At 71.6% G+C, this 16,263-nt stretch carries 17 protein-coding genes and 1 pseudogene; 4 read left to right on the top strand and 14 right to left on the bottom strand.

Annotated features, from left to right (window positions below; genetic code table 11):
* The first annotated feature begins 79 nt into the window (after positions 1-79).
* A complete protein-coding gene (locus HCJ94_RS00375; protein WP_205800459.1) occupies positions 80-1,246 on the top strand; it encodes an arginine deiminase in 1,167 nt (388 codons plus the stop codon).
* A 39-nt stretch (positions 1,247-1,285) separates the two neighbouring features.
* On the opposite strand, the gene HCJ94_RS00370 is transcribed toward HCJ94_RS00375, so the two are convergent.
* The 13 genes and pseudogenes from HCJ94_RS00370 to HCJ94_RS00305 form a co-directional block, all read right to left on the bottom strand.
* Entirely contained in the window at positions 1,286-2,170 is an 885-nt protein-coding gene (locus tag HCJ94_RS00370; protein ID WP_167998926.1) for a DUF5926 family protein, read from the bottom strand.
* 61 nt (positions 2,171-2,231) lie between these two features.
* Positions 2,232-2,645: an ATP-binding protein gene (locus HCJ94_RS29795; protein WP_309227103.1), complete on the bottom strand. Its 414-nt coding sequence runs from the start codon at positions 2,643-2,645 to the stop codon at positions 2,232-2,234.
* 64 nt (positions 2,646-2,709) lie between these two features.
* The gene (locus HCJ94_RS00360; protein ID WP_167998924.1) at positions 2,710-4,167 is read right to left on the bottom strand and encodes a sensor histidine kinase; all 1,458 of its coding nucleotides are present in this window, start codon (positions 4,165-4,167) and stop codon (positions 2,710-2,712) included.
* Between the two features lie 55 nt (positions 4,168-4,222).
* Positions 4,223-5,008, bottom strand: coding sequence for a glycerophosphodiester phosphodiesterase (locus HCJ94_RS00355; RefSeq protein WP_167998923.1), 786 nt, complete (start codon positions 5,006-5,008; stop codon positions 4,223-4,225).
* 13 nt (positions 5,009-5,021) lie between these two features.
* Positions 5,022-5,357 (bottom strand): rhodanese-like domain-containing protein, encoded by a 336-nt coding sequence (locus tag HCJ94_RS00350; RefSeq protein WP_167998922.1) that lies wholly within the window; start codon positions 5,355-5,357, stop codon positions 5,022-5,024.
* Positions 5,358-5,393: 36 nt separating this feature from the next.
* On the bottom strand, positions 5,394-6,467 hold the full coding sequence (locus HCJ94_RS00345; protein ID WP_167998921.1) for an LCP family protein: 1,074 nt from the start codon (positions 6,465-6,467) through the stop codon (positions 5,394-5,396).
* Positions 6,468-6,524: 57 nt separating this feature from the next.
* Entirely contained in the window at positions 6,525-7,742 is a 1,218-nt protein-coding gene (locus HCJ94_RS00340) for an LCP family protein (protein ID WP_167998920.1), read from the bottom strand.
* Between the two features lie 222 nt (positions 7,743-7,964).
* Positions 7,965-9,215, bottom strand: a complete 1,251-nt coding sequence (locus HCJ94_RS00335) for an LCP family protein (protein ID WP_167998919.1) — start codon at positions 9,213-9,215, stop codon at positions 7,965-7,967.
* A 76-nt stretch (positions 9,216-9,291) separates the two neighbouring features.
* Positions 9,292-10,269, bottom strand: a complete 978-nt coding sequence (locus HCJ94_RS00330) for an NAD-dependent epimerase/dehydratase family protein (RefSeq protein ID WP_167998918.1) — start codon at positions 10,267-10,269, stop codon at positions 9,292-9,294.
* 134 nt (positions 10,270-10,403) lie between these two features.
* A complete protein-coding gene (locus HCJ94_RS00325; protein WP_167998917.1) occupies positions 10,404-12,077 on the bottom strand; it encodes a monocarboxylic acid transporter in 1,674 nt (557 codons plus the stop codon).
* Positions 12,055-12,423 (bottom strand): DUF485 domain-containing protein, encoded by a 369-nt coding sequence (locus HCJ94_RS00320; RefSeq protein ID WP_167998916.1) that lies wholly within the window; start codon positions 12,421-12,423, stop codon positions 12,055-12,057. Before HCJ94_RS00320 ends, HCJ94_RS00325 begins: the two co-directional genes overlap by 23 nt.
* 238 nt (positions 12,424-12,661) lie before the next feature.
* A pseudogene (locus HCJ94_RS00315) lies at positions 12,662-13,416 on the bottom strand (flavin reductase family protein).
* A gap of 58 nt (positions 13,417-13,474) precedes the next feature.
* Positions 13,475-13,699 (bottom strand): hypothetical protein, encoded by a 225-nt coding sequence (locus HCJ94_RS00305; RefSeq protein ID WP_167998866.1) that lies wholly within the window; start codon positions 13,697-13,699, stop codon positions 13,475-13,477.
* 194 nt (positions 13,700-13,893) lie between these two features.
* Between HCJ94_RS00305 and HCJ94_RS00300 the strand changes: the two genes are divergently transcribed.
* Positions 13,894-14,679 carry a helix-turn-helix domain-containing protein gene (locus tag HCJ94_RS00300; protein WP_167998914.1) on the top strand — a complete coding sequence of 262 codons (786 nt, stop codon included), beginning with the start codon at positions 13,894-13,896 and terminating at the stop codon, positions 14,677-14,679.
* Entirely contained in the window at positions 14,676-14,873 is a 198-nt protein-coding gene (locus tag HCJ94_RS00295) for a DUF397 domain-containing protein (RefSeq protein WP_167998913.1), read from the top strand. Before HCJ94_RS00300 ends, HCJ94_RS00295 begins: the two co-directional genes overlap by 4 nt.
* A 13-nt stretch (positions 14,874-14,886) precedes the next feature.
* Here HCJ94_RS00295 and HCJ94_RS00290 read toward each other — a convergent pair whose 3' ends face one another.
* Positions 14,887-15,378, bottom strand: a complete 492-nt coding sequence (locus HCJ94_RS00290) for an SRPBCC family protein (RefSeq protein WP_167998912.1) — start codon at positions 15,376-15,378, stop codon at positions 14,887-14,889.
* Between the two features lie 223 nt (positions 15,379-15,601).
* On the opposite strand from HCJ94_RS00290, the gene HCJ94_RS00285 reads away from it, so the two are divergent.
* Entirely contained in the window at positions 15,602-16,261 is a 660-nt protein-coding gene (locus HCJ94_RS00285) for an NYN domain-containing protein (RefSeq protein WP_167998911.1), read from the top strand.
* Positions 16,262-16,263 lie beyond the last annotated feature (2 nt).

The following is a 16,263-nucleotide window of genomic DNA, read 5'->3' as shown; positions in this document are numbered from 1 at the left end:
GCCGGGATGCCGACCCAGGCCCTACGCTTCGGGAGTGACCCACTACGTGGACAGCGAGGTCGGTCGGCTGGGCACGGTCATGCTGCACCGGCCGGGGCCCGAACTCGCCCGGCTCACCCCCCGCAACAACGACTCCCTCCTCTTCGACGCCATCCCCTGGGTGGGCCGCGCGCAGGAGGAGCACGACGCGTTCGCCGCCGCCCTGCGCGAGCGGGGGGTCGAGGTGCTCTACCTGGCCGAGTTGCTGGCCGAGACGCTCGCCGTCGCCGACGCGCGTGCTGAACTCACCGAACTGGTGCTGCGCACCCCCCGGCTCGGCGACTCGCTGCGCGCCCGGGTCGCCGACCACCTCGCGTACCTCGACCCGGCGGCGCTGGCCGACGTGTTCATCGCCGGCCTGGCGCACGAGGAACTGCGGATCAGCCGGGACCGGCCCGGCGGCCTCGTCTACACGCTGATGGACCGGCACGACTTCGTCATCGACCCGCTGCCGAACCTGCTCTTCACCCGGGACTCGTCGGTCTGGATCGGTGACCGGGTCGCGGTCACCAGCCTGGCCATGACGGCCCGCCGGCGGGAGACCACGCTGACCGACGCGATCTACCGGCACCACCCGCGCTTCGCCGGCAGTGAGTTCGTGTACCACCCGGAGATGGAGCACCTCGAGGGCGGCGACGTGCTCCTGCTCGCTCCCGGCGTGCTGGCGGTCGGGGTGGGTGAGCGCACCACACCGGCGGGCGCGGAGCGTCTCGCGCGCCAGGTCTTCGCCGCCCGGCTGGCGCACACCATCCTCGTCGTGCCGATCGCGCAGGAGCGCGCCACGATGCACCTCGACACCGTCTGCACGATGGTCGACGTCGACGCCGTGCTGATGTACCCGAACATCGCGAGCACGCTGTCCGCGTACACCGTCATCGCCGGCGCCGACGGCGAGGATCCGCGGGTGGACGGCCCGGCGCCGTTCCTGCGGGCCGCGGCCGACGCGATGGACCTGGACCAGCTCCGGGTCATCGACACCGGTCTGGATCCGGTCACTGCCGAGCGCGAGCAGTGGGACGACGGCAACAACACCCTCGCCCTCGCTCCCCGGCTCTGCGTCGGCTACGAGCGCAACACGGAGACCAACGCGCAGCTGGAACGGGCCGGCATCGAGGTCATCCCGATCGCCGGCTCCGAGCTGGGCTCCGGCCGGGGTGGCCCCCGGTGCATGTCCTGTCCGCTGGTCCGTGACCCGCTGCGCGGGTAAGCGCCCCGTGGCGACGCGGCACCCGCCGCGTCCCGCCGGTCAGCGCAACGTGAGCTGGCGGCCGAGCAGGCCGTGGCGGGCGCGCCGGGCCGTGGCGTCCAGCGGGGTGGGGTCCGCCAGGGCCTCGGCGTAGCGCTTGGCGAAGTCCGCCACCGGCTGCTCCCACTCGCCGGCCGGGGTGTCCTCGGGGAGGTCCCAGACCGGTACGAGGCGGCCGTGCGCCCGGAACATGCCGGCGAACTTCGTCTGCTCGCCGAGCGTCAGGGTGCCGGCCGCGCTCAGTCGCGCCAGGGCGTCCAGCGCGGCGTCCTCGTCGTCGGGCAGCACCCACCGTACGTGCGCCTTCTCCGGCACCTGGCACCAGTACGCGGCCCGCGCCGCGCTCAGCCGCACGGTGGGGTAGATGGCGGCGTTGGCCCGCTCCAGCGACGCCTGCACGGTCGGGTCGTCCGCCGCGCCCGGGTCGAGCCAGAACTCGAAGCCGTCGTGCAGGGTGATGTCGAGCGGCCCGTCGACCAGCACGTCCTGGAGCCGGGGGCCGGGGCCGGGCAGCGGCGGCACGGTGACCTGGCCACCGGGCTCGGTACGCAGAGCGCAGAGCAGCGCCTCGGCCAGGTCCCGCGAGATGTCGCCGGACTGCTGGTGCCGCTGGAGACCGACGAAGACCCGCCCGTCCGGCTTGGTCATCGCCGGCGCCGCCATCGGCAGCACGGTGGCCAGCAGGACCTCGCGGTCGCCGTACTCCTCGACGAGGTCCGGCGCGAGCCGCAGCGGCGCGGAGGCCGCCGGCACCAGCTCGCGCAGCGCGATCCACTCCGGCTCGTCGGCCAGCCCCTCGAAGGGGCGGGGCACGAAGACGTCCCGCACCTTCTCGCGCTTACCGGTGGTGTCCGCGGCCCGCTGGCTCTTTCGACGCTTGCTCACGGGTCGACAGCCTAGAGGCCGGCGTGGGCCGGCGTGGGGAGGACCCGCCCGCACCCCCCGGTCACGCCACCACCAGGTCGGGCTGCGCCGAGCCGGCCGGCTCGAACTCCGCCCACACGGTCTGGCCGAGCCCGTCCCGGTCGACGCCCCAGCGGCTCGACAGGCCCGAGACGATGTGCAGACCCCGGCCGTCCATCGCGTCCGGGTCGGCCTCCCGCATCCGCGGCCCGCCCGGCGCGCCGCCGTCGGTCACCCGCAGGTGGACGCGGGGGCCGGTGGCAGTGTCGCGGAGTCGCCAGGCCACCCGGATCACCCCGCCCGGGAGGGGGTCGGCGTGGCGTACGGCGTTGCCCACCAACTCCGCGAGGACCGCCACCAGGTCCGCGAGCAGCGGCGGGTTCACGATCCCGGTCAGCTCGTCGGCGAGCCGGTGCCTCGCCTGCCGTGCACCCGTCCCGTGGTGAGGCACCACCACGCACCACGCCCGTTCGGCACCTTCCGTTGACACCGTCGCCCCTCCACACCCCCGCCACCGCCGGTCACCCGCGGGGCAGCCGCACCTCTGCGACGGTACCGCCACCGGCCTTCGGCCGAAGGGATACCCATCCATTCTGTTGTTCAACGATCCGGCGGACGAGATAGAGGCCCAGCCCCGCGCCGGGGTAGCGGCGACGGTCGCCGGACTCGCCCTGCCAGAACCGGTCGAACGCGCGCTCCACGTGCTCGGGGCGGATGCCGATGCCCTGGTCGGCGACCCGGAAGGAGACGGTCTGCCCGTCGGCCCCGGCGGTGATCGTGATCGGGCTGCCGGGCGGCGAGTACTTGCCGGCGTTCGTGCACAGCTCGGTCAGCACCGTGGCCAGGCTCGCCCGGTGGCCGAGCGCCTTGGGCAGCCCTACCGGCAGGTCCAGCGTGATGCGGTGGCGCAGCTCCGCGGAAAGGTCGGCCACCGCCGTCCGCAGGGCGTCGCCGAGGTCGTACGGGGCCGACGGCTCCTCGCCCGGGCCCGCCTCGGTCGCTGAGGAGAGCAACCGGTCGACGAGGCGGGCCAGTTCGTTGGCGCGCTGGCCGATCACGCGGGCGGCCATCCGCCGGTCGGCGTCGGTCAGCGACTCCCAGTGGTCGGTGAGGGTGTCGGCGTACCCCTTGATGACGGTGACCGGGGTCCGCAGCTCGTGGCTGGTCACCGCCACGAAGAGATCGCGGTCGCTGTCGCGGCGCTGCTGGTCGGTGATGTCGCGGAAGGTGACCACCCGCAGCGTGCCGGGGCCGGGCAGCTCGCCCGACGTGACCCGCAGCCAGCGGCCGCCCGGCAGCCGGTGGTCGAGCACCTGCCCGGGCGGGGGGAGGGGGAACGGCAGCGGCTCGTTGAGCGCGTCGGCGGCGGAGCGGCCGGTCACCTGGGCGGCGGCCGGGTTCCAGAGCCGGACGTGACCGTCGCGGTCGACCACGGCCAGCCCGTCCGCCATCGCGGCCACCACCGGGCCGTCGCCGTGCACCGGCAGGCCGCTCTGGTCGCCGTACATGTGGGCGATGCAGGAGGCGACGTACGCGACGACGGTGTGCTGGTCGGTGCCCGGGTCGTCGCCGTCCGCGTGGTAGAGGGCGTGCAGGCTCCCGACGGTGAGCCCGCCGACCTCGGCGCGGGAGGCGACCACCCGGTGCAGTCCCCGGTCGGCCAGCTCGGCGCCGAGCTTGCCGGTGAGCCGGTCGATCCGGACCTGCCGGACCCGGGGCCCGGAGAGCAGGCAGGCGGTGTCCGGGTCGTCGGCCGGCAGGGGGCGGCCGAGGGTCCACTCGACGGCGCCGGTGGCGGCGATCACCCGGCCGCCGGTGGGCGCGAACTCGACGAACGCCATGCCGGCCGCGCCCAGCGCGGACTGGGCCACCCGGAGCAGCTGGGTGAGGACCGGCAGGCCCGCGTCCCCTGAGTTGATCATCTCGATGACCACCGTGTGGCCGGTGATCAGAGCGGAAAGGTCCGTGCGCTCCGGCATGCCCCGAGTGTGCCCCGCCGAGCGAATCTCCGGACACCCCCGTCCGGCCGGTCGCTCAGCCCCGGACGCGGGCCAGGGCCTGGGCCGGGCGGTCGGTGATGATGCCGTCCACCCCAGCGGCCAGCACCAGGTCCAGGTCGGCGGGGTCGTTGACGGTCCAGACGTACACCTGGTTGCCGGCCGTGCGGAGTGCCGGAACCAGGTCCGGGCGGGCCCGCACCAGCGCCACCCCGGGCCCGGCGATCCGGGTCCCGAACGGTAGTCGGCCCAGCCGCACCCGGCGGGGCAGCATCTCCAGCAGCAGTACGGTCGGCAGCGCGGGAGCGAGTTCGCGGATCCGGCGGACCGCCAGCAGCGAGAACGACATCACCGTGACCTGGACCGGGTGCTCGGGCCGGGGCTCGGTCAGCCCGTACCGGCGCAGCAGCGCGACGAGCCGCCGTTCGACGTCCCGCCCGTACCGGGAGGGGTGCTTGGTCTCCACGAGCAGCCGGACCGGCCGGCCGGCGGCGAGCACCGCGTCCAGCAGCCGTTCCAGGGTGAGCAGCCGGGTGTGCGACTCGTCGAGCACCTCGTCCCCGTCGGCGCAGCCGGGGTGCCAGGACCCGAAGTCGAGCGCGTCCAGTTCGGCGAGGGTGCGCGCGCTCACCAGGCCCCGCCCGTTGCTGGTCCGGTCCAGGCGCCGGTCGTGGACGCAGACGAGGTGCCCGTCGCGGGTCAACCGGACGTCGCACTCCAGCCCGTCGGCACCCTCGTCGAGTGCGCGCAGGTACGCGGCGAGGGTGTGCTCCGGGAGGTCGTACGACGAGCCGCGGTGCGCGAAGACCAGGGGTCGGTCCATGCGTTCCTCTCCGCTACAGGACCCGGCCCGGCTGCCCGTCCTCGCCGACCACGGGTCGCCCGGCCGCGGCCCAGTCGCCCATCCCGCCCTCGACGTTGCGGACCTGCTCCCAGCCGTTGCGCATGAGGTACGCGACGACCTGGGCGGATCGTCCGCCGGAGCGGCAGATGACCGCGACGTCCCGGTCGGTCGGCACCTCCGCCAGCCGGGACGGCAGTTCCATCATCGGCAGGTGGTGGGCGCCGGGGGCGTGGCCGGCGGCCCACTCGTCGTCCTCCCGGACGTCGAGCAGGTACGTGTCGTCGGCGATCTCGGGGACGGTCACGGTGGGTACGCGGGGTCCGAACACGGGTACCAAGCTTAGGCCGTGTTCAGGCCGTACCGCTCAGAGGCGGGTGACCCAGCGCGGGTTGGCCCGGGCCCACTCCGGCACCCGGGTGGTCCGGACCGCCTCGAAGAGGCCGCCGCCGCCGTCGTCCAGCACCACGTACGACACCTGGCCGATGGTCTGCGGCCGGGAGGGCACCTGGAGCCCGCGCAGCGCGTCCGCCGGCAGGTCGCGCAGCGCGATCACGAGGTCCTCCAGGGGTACGCCGTTGGTGTCCACGGTCAGGGAGTCACCCACGGCGCGGATCACCCGGTCGAGCTTCACGGGGTTGGTCCGCAGCGACGTCTCGCCGGCCCGGTCCAGCACGGCCCGCAGCAGTTGCTGCTGGTGGGTCTGCCGGTCGTAGTCGCCGTTCGGCAGGTCGTACCGCTGGCGGACGAAGTCCAGGGCGGTGCCGCCGTCCATCCGCTGGCAACCGGGCGTGAAGACCCGGTCGGTGTGGATCGACCGGACCTGGGTGTCGACGCACATGCGGACGCCGCCGAGCAGGTCGATGACCTGGCGGAAGCCGGAGAAGTCGATCAGGGCGGCACCGTCGAAGCGGATCCCGGTCAACCGGGCCAGGGTCGCCGAGAGCAGTCTGCTGCCCGGCAGTCCACCACCGCCGTGCTCGTACGCCGCATTGATCTTGTCCTGCCCGCCGCCGTAGCCGGCGGTCGCGGGGATGGCGACCAGCAGGTCCCGGGGTACGGAGACCAGGAACGCCTCCCGCCCGCCCGCGGGCACGTGCACGATGAGGATGCTGTCCGACCGCCGGTCGGCGGCACTGCCGCTCCGCCACCGGTCGGTGCCCACGAGGAGGTAGTTGAGGGGGCCGTCCAGGTCGGTGCGTTTCCGGCGGGCGCTCTCGTCGAGCAGCCGCTCCTTGACCACGGCCCGGTCGTACCGCTCGGCGACCACCCGGAGGCCGACCACCGCGAGCCCGGCCACCAGCGCCAGGGCGAGGCCGAGACGGAGCAGGAGGCGGGGCCAGCGGGGCGGTCCGGGTCGGACGCCCGCGCCGGCCCGCTCCCGTCCACCCCCCGACCTGGACGTGGTTCCTCCCCGCCACCGTACGCGAATCCTCTTCACGTCAGGCTACGGCTCGGCACGTCTCCGCCGGGCCGCTTCGGTGAAACCCGACCCCGGTCACTTCCGGGTGGAGAGCACCTCCGGGTTGGCGACCACGAAGTCGGCCAGCCGGTCCTCCTTGACGGCGCGGAACATCTCCAGCGTCTGCTCGCTGAGCGCCTCGCGGTTGTTGCCGTTGCCGTTGAAGGTGCCGCCGTTCGTCCGCAGCATCGTCAGGTCGCTGCCGGTGACCCCACGCATGGTGAAGATGAAGTCGGCGACCGGCACGCCGCCGGTGTCCAGGACGAACGCGTCGCCGGCCGCGTCGATCAGCTTGCTGATCTTGGCCGGGTTGGTCAACGTGCCGTTCTGGGTCGCCTTCTTCGCCATCGCCTTGATCAGCTGCTGCTGGTTCTGCTGCCGGTCGTAGTCGGCGTTCTTGAGGCCGTAGCGCTGGCGCGAGTAGTCCAGCGCCGCCCAGCCCGCCATCTCCCGGCAGCCCTTCTTGTGCACCACCGGGGTCATCGGCTTGCCGGTCTTCTTCGCCTCCGCGTTCCACATCGGCTTGCCGTCCACGTACACCATGTGGTGCGACTTGACCTCCTGGCTGACGCAGATGCGGACCGAGCCGAGGGTGTCGATGATGCGCTTGAAGCCGCCGAAGTTGATGATCGCGGCGCCGTCGAAGCTGATGCCGGTCATCTGCTTGATGGTCTGCGCGGTCAGCTGCGCGCCGCCCTCCCAGCCGCCGCCGTTGCGGACGCCGGCCTGGAACGCCGCATTGATCTTGTCCACCCCGCCCTGATAGCCGGTCTTCGGGAAGGCCGGGATCCGCGCCTCGGTGTCCCGGGGGATCGAGATCAGGTACGCCTGGTCGTGGCTCGCCGGGATGTGCAGCACGATGATGCTGTCGGCCCGGACGTCGTCCGGTGCCCACGACTGCCGCGCGTCGACGCCGAGCAGCAGCATGTCGATCGGGCCGTCGAGGTTGGCGCCGCCCTCGGCACCCGACTTGCCGGCGTCGCCGAGCAGGTTGCGCTGGTCGATGTTGCCGGTGGCCTGGTCGATCATCACCTTGCCGCCGACGATCGCGACGCCGCTGGTGAGCATCAGGACGGCACCGAAGATCAGCGTGATGCGCGCCCACAACGGGTCCTTGCGGCGGCGCTTGCGACTGGCGGGGGTGGTGGTGGGCGGACGACCGCTCCCGGGCTGCGTCGGGATGGTTGCGGACATCCGGGCCGACGCGCGGGGGGCCTCCAGCGACGGCGGGCGGCCGCTGGTCTGAACCGGCATGCGTGCTCCAGCTCGTGATCGGGGGGCGGGATCACTGTACGGACGCTTTCCCGTCCTGGCGAGTTCACCCCACGGTCAAATGCCGTTATCCAGGCCGCCCGATGAATATATCGACCGAACGGAGGGGTCGGATACGACCGGTCGGCGGCTGGCGCCCGGAGTTCGGGGTGGTCAGCCACCGACCGGTGACGATCGGGGTCGATGTGGCGGAAGGCGGGGTGATCAGTTGCCGCCGTCGCTCTTCTGGTTCGCCTTGACCCAGTCCGCCATGGTGTCCTTGGCCATCGCCTGGTACATGGAGAGCGCCCTCTCCCGGTCCGAGACCACCACCGACTCGCCGTTGATCGTCTGGCTGCCGTTGTGCGGGCTGGTCACGAACGTCAGGTTCTCCCCGCGCAGGTTGCGGAACTGCACCGCCATGTCGACCAGGGAGAACCCCTCGTCGACGGTGACCGCGGCGGTCACCGACTTCAGGAAGTTGTTCAGCTTGACGGGGTTGGTGAGCGTCCCGGTGCTCGCGGCCTTGTCCATCAGCGCGCGGAGGAACTCCTGCTGGTGCCGCATCCGGTCGAAGTCGCCGTTCGGGAACTGCTTGCGCTGCCGGATCCAGTCGAGCGCCTCGGCGCCGTCCATGTGGTTGACGCCCTTGGTGAACGTCCGGTACGGCTTGTGGATCGAGGTGATCGTCTTCTCCACGGTCAGGTCGACGCCGCCGAGCGCGTCGGTGACCTGCTTGAAGCCGGCGAAGTCGATCGCCATCACGTGGTCGAGGCGTACGTCGGTGAAGCACTCCACGGTGCGGACCGCCAGGGGCAGGCCGCCGAACGCGAACGCGGCGTTGATCTTTCCGCGCTGGCCCGAGCCGCAGTCCGCGCCGGCGCTCTCCGGGATCGGCACGTACAGGTCACGCGGGATCGACACCAGGTAGGCCTGCTGGTGGTTGCTCGGGATGTGCATCACGATGATCGTGTCCGCGCGCCACTTGCTGGCCTCGTTGACCGGGGCGTCCGGGTCCCGCGAGTCGCTGCCGACCATCAGGATGTTCAGCGCGCCGTCGACCGCCTTGGCCGGCCGCCCGCCGGTGATCTGCGAGAACGGGTCGGTGCGCCCCAGGTCCTCGTTGAGGCCGCGGGCGTAGAACCAGGCGCCGGTGCCGCCGAGCAGCGCGAGCACCAGCACCGCGATGCCGGCCACCAGACCGATCCGGCCCCAGCGCGGGCGGGGGCCACGCCGCCGGGGCCGGCCGGCACCGCCGTCGCCACCGCCGAAGTCACCGGGGCCACCGGGGCCGACGGGGCCACGGGGGCCGCCCGCCGACGGTTCGTCGTCGTACGAGGGATACCACTGCGTCTCGGTCGACCGGGCGCCTCCAGCCGGGCCGGAGCCCGGCACCGACGCGCGCCCGGCGCTGCGGTGCAGGGGGACACCCCCGGAGTGCGGAAGCGGGAAACCGGCGGGCGTGGTCGCTGACATGTAACTCAGGGTACGTACGCCCGGCCAGTGTCGCCCTGAAGCGGAGCCGGCGTCGCCACCGCTCGTCGCCGGCCGGTTACCCCAGCCGCTCGCGGAAGTACGCGATCGTGCGTCGCAGGCCCTCTTCGGGCGTGACGCGCGGCTCGTATCCGAGCAGTTCCCGGGCGAGCGTGAGATCCGGGCGGCGCATCTCCGGATCGTCGGCCGCACGGGTGATGTAGGTCACCTCGGAGCTGCTGCCGCAGAGTGACACGATCGTCTCTGCCAGTTGCCGCATGCTCATCTCGTGCTCGGTGCCGCAGTTGATCGGCCCGGTCTCCGTCGAGTCGAGCAGCAGCAGGATGCCCCGCACCAGGTCGTCGACGTAGCAGATCGAGCGCGTCTGGTTGCCGGTTCCGTGCACGGTGATCGGCTCGCCGCGCAGCGCCTGGGAGATGAAGGTCGGGATGGCCCGCCCGTCGTCCGGACGCATCCGCGGCCCGTACGTGTTGAAGATCCGGACGATCGCGACGTCCAGCCCCCGGCTGCGGTGGTACGCCATCGTGGCGGCCTCGGAGAACCGCTTCGACTCGTCGTAGACGCTGCGGACGCCGATCGGGTTGACGTTGCCCCAGTACGTCTCGCGCTGCGGGTGCTCCTTCGGGTCCCCGTACGCCTCGGAGGTGGACGCCATCAGGAACCGGGCGCCGTCGGCGACCGCCCGCTCGAGCAGGTGCAGGGTGGCGACCGAGCCGACCCGCAGGATCTCCACCGGCAGCTTCTCGAAGTCCGTCGGGCTGGCCGGCGAGGCCATGTGCAGGATCGCGTCGAACCGCTCGGCGAACGCGGGGTGGTGGGTCGGCAGACCCTCCGAGATGTCGGCCTCGACCAGGGTGAAGGTCGGCGTGTCGGCCAGGTGGGCGACGTTCTCCTTCGACCCGGTGACGAAGTTGTCCACCGCGACCACCGTGCAGCCGCGACCGATCAGGACGTCCACCACGTGCGACGGCACGAAACCGGCGCCGCCGGTGACGAGGATGCGGTGACCGGGCCCGAAGCGCTGCACAACCTTCATGCCGGTCAGCCTACCGAGCGGCCCGGCGGGTGACCCGGCGAGGAAGGGCCCCCGGTCGACGTGGCGTCGACCGGGGGCCGGGTTTGTCACCGCCGGGTGGGCCGGCGCACTCCCGCACGACCCACCCGGGGTGGTCAGTGCGCGCCCGCCCCGGTGAGCGAGCGCACCTCAAGCTCGGCGTACTTGTCCTCGTCGCGCTCCTTGGAGAGCACCGTGCCGAGCCACCCGCACAGGAAGCCGAACGGGATGGAGAGGATGCCCGGGTTCGACAGCGGGAACCACTGCCAGTCCTGGTCGGGGAACATCGACGTCGGCGCCCCGGACACCACCGGGGAGAAGAACACCAGGAAGACCGCGGCGAACAGGCCGCCGTAGATCGCCCACACCGCGCCGGACGTGTTGAACCGCTTCCAGAAGAGGCTGTAGAGGATCGCCGGCAGGTTGCCCGACGCCGCCACCGCGAAGGCCAGCGCCACCAGGAAGGCGACGTTCAGGTTCTGCGCGAAGATCGACAGCACGATCGAGATCGCGCCGATCACCAGCGCGGAGACCCGCGCGACCGTCACCTCCTGCCGCTCGGACGCCCTCCCGTCCTTGATGACGTTGGCGTAGAAGTCGTGCGCCAGGCTGGACGAGGACGCGAGGGTCAACCCGGCCACGACGGCGAGGATGGTGGCGAAGGCGACCGCCGCGATGACCGCGAGCAGGGTGGCCCCGCCGAGATCACCGCCGAGGAAGTCGACGCCGAGCGCCTCGGCCAGCTGTGGCGCCGCCGTGTTGCCGGCCTTGTCCTGCGCGGTGATCGCCTCGCCGCCGACCAGCGCGGCGGCGCCGAAGCCGAGCGCCAGGGTGAGCAGGTAGAAGGTGCCGATGATGCCGATCGCCCAGAGCACGCTCTTGCGGGCCGCCTTCGCCGTCGGCACCGTGTAGAAACGGATCAGGATGTGCGGCAGGCCGGCCGTGCCGAGCACCAGCGCGATGCCGAGCGACAGCAGGTCGATCTTGTTGTAGAAGGTCTGTGTCGAGTTCCCGGCCACCTCGACGCCGTAGCGCAGCCCGGGTTCCAGGAAGGCGCTGCCCTTGCCGGACGACTCGGCCGCCTGACCGAGCAGCGACGACAGGTTGAAATTGAACTTGGCGAGCACCAGCACGGTCATGATCAGCGCGCCGCCCATCAGCAGGAACGCCTTGACGATCTGCACGTACGTGGTGCCCTTCATGCCACCGACCGTCACGTAGATGATCATCAGGGCGCCGACCATGATGATGGTGGCGATCTTGGCGGCGTCCGCGTCCATGCCGAGGAAGGTGGTCCCCGGCTTGATGCCGAGCAGCAGGGCGACCAGGGCGCCGGCGCCGACCATCTGCGCCAGCAGGTAGAAGATCGACACCGTGATGGTGGAGACCGCCGCGGCCGTGCGGACCGGCCGCTGCCGCATCCGGAAGGCCAGCACGTCGGCCATCGTGTAGCGACCGGAGTTTCGCAGCAGTTCCGCGACCAGCAGCAGCGCCACCAGCCAGGCGACCAGGAAGCCGATCGAGTAGAGGAACCCGTCGTAGCCGTACAGGGCGATGATGCCGGCGATGCCGAGGAACGACGCCGCCGACATGTAGTCGCCGCCGATCGCCATGCCGTTCTGGAAGCCGGAGAAGGAGCGACCGCCCGCGTAGAAGTCGGTCGCCGTCTTGGTCTGCCGGCTGGCCCAGATCGTGATGGCCAGCGTCACCGCCACGAACACCAGGAACAGCGTGATGGTGAGGTTCCGGGCGGTGGTGTCACCCGCCTCAGCCGCGAGGACCGTGTTCATGGGTCACCTCCCCCATCTCGGCGCGGATCCGGTCGGCGACCGGGTCGATCTTCCGGTCGGCGTACCGGGAGTAGAGCCAGGCGATGAGGAAGGTGGAGACGAACTGGAGCAGTCCGAAGACCAGGGCGACGTTGATGTTGCCGACGAGCTTCGTGCCCATGAAGTCCCGCGCGTACGCGGACAGGATCACGTAGAGCGCGTACCACAGGAAGAACGCGACGGTCATCGGGAAGACGAAGCCGCGCAGCGCGCGTCGCAACCCGGCGAACTCGTCCGACCGTTGTACGGCCAGATAGCGCTCCGCCGCCGACTCGGCGGGGGCGGACGCGGGTGTGTCCGTGGACATCTGTGGATCACCACCTTCACAGGCATCGGGGAGTTTCGCGCACGGTAAGGAGCGCACTCCCGACCCGGGAAGCGTGAGATCGGCATCGGCCATCGGGTGCGCCGAACGGCACGGTGGCTGCGCCGAGTGACGTGGCTCACTCCGGTGACCGGTCGGTGGCGTGGGCCCCGGGTGGTCGTGTCGGAGCGGCGGCCTGGTCCCCATGCGTCGTGGACCAGGGCGACCAGGTCGAAGCCGGTCAGGTCAGCTCGCGGTACCGGCCCCGGTAGTGCAGCAGCGGGTCCGTCTCCTCGGCCAGCTCGACGGTCTCGATGGTGGCCTCCACCAGCAGGCCCCAGCCGTACTCCCGCGCGGTGTCGAGCCGGCAGCCCGCCCAGCCGCCGGCGTCGGAAGGCACCGGGCCGTAGTCCGTCTGCGTCCAGTCGCCGGCGGCGAACAGGCCGCCGGGCGACGGGAAGAGCCCGGCGAACCGGTCCGCGAGCTGCCGGTGCGACGGATTCAGCGGCGCGACCGCGAAGCGGCCGGCCTCCTCCATTGCCGCCCACAGGTCGGCCTCCGGGTCGATCAGGCCGAGTAGCCGGTCCGGCTCGCCCTCCGCCACCAGCGTGGAGGAGACCGTCAGGCCCGCCGGCCCGGGCGCCGTCCACAGTGTCACCGGCGCCGCCAGCCGGCCGCGCAACCGGCGTACGGGGGAGCGCCGGTCCACCGGTACGGCGAACGGATCGGTGTGGTGGATCTCGGCACCGGGCTCATGATTCACGTGGACATTCTGCCGTCCCGGACCCGTGCCCACGCGAGGAAGCGCTCGTGCAGCCCGGCCGGCGGTGCGTTCCCGTTGAGCTGCGCGAGCTGAGCCGACGCCTCGGCCATCAGCGTCCCCAGGTAGATCAGCAGGGCTGGCCGGTCGTGCCGGTACTCCACGAGCAGCGCCAGCCGGGCCGGCTGGCACGGCCAGTGCGCGCCGCACGCCCGGCACCGCCAGAGCGGACGCATCGCCACGTGCGGCATGGGCCGGCTCACGACCGCGCCACCGCGTGTGAGGGGCCGGTGGTCACCAGCGACCGCCGTTGGCCCGCCAGGTCTGCGCCGGGGTAAGCCACCCGGCCCGGCCAGGTCGTGGCAACGCCACGGTCGGCCAGGTCGCCCAGGCCGGTGGAACCTCCGGCCGGGCCACGGCCCGGTCCGACGCCGTCGCGCCCGGCACCGCGGCCGGTGCCGGCCGGGTTCTGACCGGGTACGACCGCAGCGCGGCGTTCCTCCGGAACAGCTTGAACATCGGGGGCCTCCTCCAGGTCGGGGGCCGCCCCGACCGGGGGATTGACCGGGGCGGCCCGACGCAGGACCGGCCGCCGGGTCGTCGCCTCCACCGGCCGGGCCGCGCATCCTCCACCCTGGACTCGCCGGCCGGGACGGGGGAGGATGCCAGGGCTTACTACGGAACGCGGTCACGTACTTACCGGAGACGTAAGGATGAACGTCGACATGTGGATCCGGGCGCTCAAGGCAGCCCGGGCCGGCGCGGAGGTGTCGCAGGAAGGGCTGGCGACACTGATCAAGTGGAGCCCGTCCACCGTCGCCGCCATCGAGACCGGCCGCCGACGACCGACCATGGAGTTCGCCGTGGCCGCCGACCAGGCCCTCGGCACCGGCGGCCTCCTGGCCGAACTGTTGAAGGCGGCAGATCGCCAACGGCTGCCGACCTGGTTCGTGCCTTGGCGCACCCATGAGCAGCAGGCGATCCGGTTGTGCGAATTCGAGCCATGTCTGATCCCGGGACTGCTTCAGACGGAGGAGTATGCGCGAGCCGTCATCTCGGCTGGCGGCCTCCATCCCATGGCTACCGTCGACGAACTGGTCGCGGTGCGGATGGAGCGTCAACAGCTGCTCCGTCGGGAAGAACCACCACTCTGCGTCTTCGTCATCGACGAAGGCGCCCTCCGCCGGCCCATCGGTGGACCGGAGACGCTCGACGTGCAGCTCGGGCGGCTGCTGGAGGTGGCTTCCCTGCCCAGCGTCCGACTGCACGTGATACCTCTCGACGTGGGGGCACACGTCGGCCTCATCGGCGGCTTCCTTCTGGCAGAAATGCCTGACGGCGAACGCGTCACCTATGTGGAGGACGTGGCCCGGGGACACGTCATCGACGACCCAGAGGTCGTCCGGCTGATCGACCGCAAGTGGGATAGCCTGCTCGGCGAGGCGCTGTCCACAGGCGCCTCGCGGGACTTGATCCGGAAGCTGAAGGTGACGCCATGAGTGCTGCCGAGCCGCGATGGCGCACATCGACGCGCTCCGGCGACACCGGTGGCGCCTGTGTCGAGGTGGCGGACAATCTGCCGGGGGTCGTGCTGGTGCGGGACAGCAAGGACCGGTCCGGCCCGACGCTCGCGTTCCGCCCCGACGCCTGGCGTATCTTCATCGCCGCCGCCCGCCCCCGCAGCAGCGGGTGACAGTAGCGACGGCTCAGCCGTCGGTGAGGGAGCGCCGGGCGGCCGCGAGCACCTGCGGATCCGCGCAGCCGGCGGCGTAGCCGGCGATCCGGCGGCGGATGTCCCGGCCGAGCAGCCACGTGCCGATCCGGTCGGCGACCGGGCGCAGGAACGCCGGGCGGCAACGGAAGCTGTACCGCCAGGTGGCGACGGTGTGGCCGGGCTCGGGAGCGGGGGCGAACCGCCATCCGCCGGCGAACATCTCGAAGAACCAGGGACCGCGCACCATCTTCATGCCGACGTTGGTCGGCGGCGCGAACGAGACGTACTCGCTGACCATCACGAGGCCGTGCCGCGAGCGGGTGAACGTCCGCACCCCCTTGCCGGGCCGGGTGGCACCGTCGACGAAGTGCTGTTCCCGGACGAACGGGTCCCATCGGTAGCGCACCGGCGCGGTGGTCTGCGAGACCGCGAAGGCCAGCTCGGGTGGGACCGGCACGGTCACCACCGCCTCGACGACGGGCATCCCGGCATTCTGCCCCCGCCCCGCAACTCGCGCCGCCACCTGTCCGAGCACCATCGGTGATATCGGCGGCCTTACGTCACGTAGCCGCCCGATCGACCGTCGGTCAGTGACGATATGGTGCCGATGTTCTCGGACAAAAAAACGGCCCCCGTAGGGGCCGTTCCTGCCGTATCTCTCGGCGTCGTATGGACCCACCATACACCAGCGCCGAGAGCCAAGAGAGGTGAACGTGGCGACAGTCGCTGCCTACATCGACGGCTTCAACCTGTACTACGGGATGAAGAACAAGTATGGCCGCAGGCACATGTGGCTCGACGTCGTTGAGCTCGTTCGCCAGCTCAGACCCAAGGACACCGTGACAGCCGTCCACTACTTCTCGGCGATCGTGAAGAACGAGCCCGTTGCCGCCCAGAACCAGACCAGCTACATCGACGCCATGAAGGTCCGCAACGGAGACCTGTTGCACGTGCACCTGGGGCGATTCAAGGAGCGGACGATCAAGGACTGCCGCCGGTGCGGCAAGAGCTACACCTGCAGCTGCGGCCGGCAGTACAGAAGCTATGAGGAGAAGGGGACGGACGTGGCACTCGGCGCCATGATTGTCGCCGACGCCGCTCTCCGGATCGCTGACACCACCCTGCTCGTCAGCGCCGACACCGACCTCGCCCCAGCGCTCGCCACCGTTAAGGCGGTCAATCCCGACCAGCGGATCTACCTCGCAATGCCCCCCGGCAACACGCGGGCCTCGAATCACCTGACCCGAGTTGGCAACCTCGGCCAATTCTTCATCCGTGAGCGGGCCCTTCGTGACGCTCAACTACCGAACATCGTCGCGGACGCGGCCACTGGGCAGATCTATGCTCGCCCAGCCAAGTGGAGTTGAAC

Origin of the sequence: Micromonospora thermarum, assembly GCF_012034245.1 — a bacterium.
Classification (GTDB): Bacteria; Actinomycetota; Actinomycetes; order Mycobacteriales; family Micromonosporaceae; genus Micromonospora; species Micromonospora thermarum.
The sequence above is the reverse complement of the archived record's forward strand: the minus strand, read 5'-3'. Positions and strand labels throughout refer to the sequence as shown.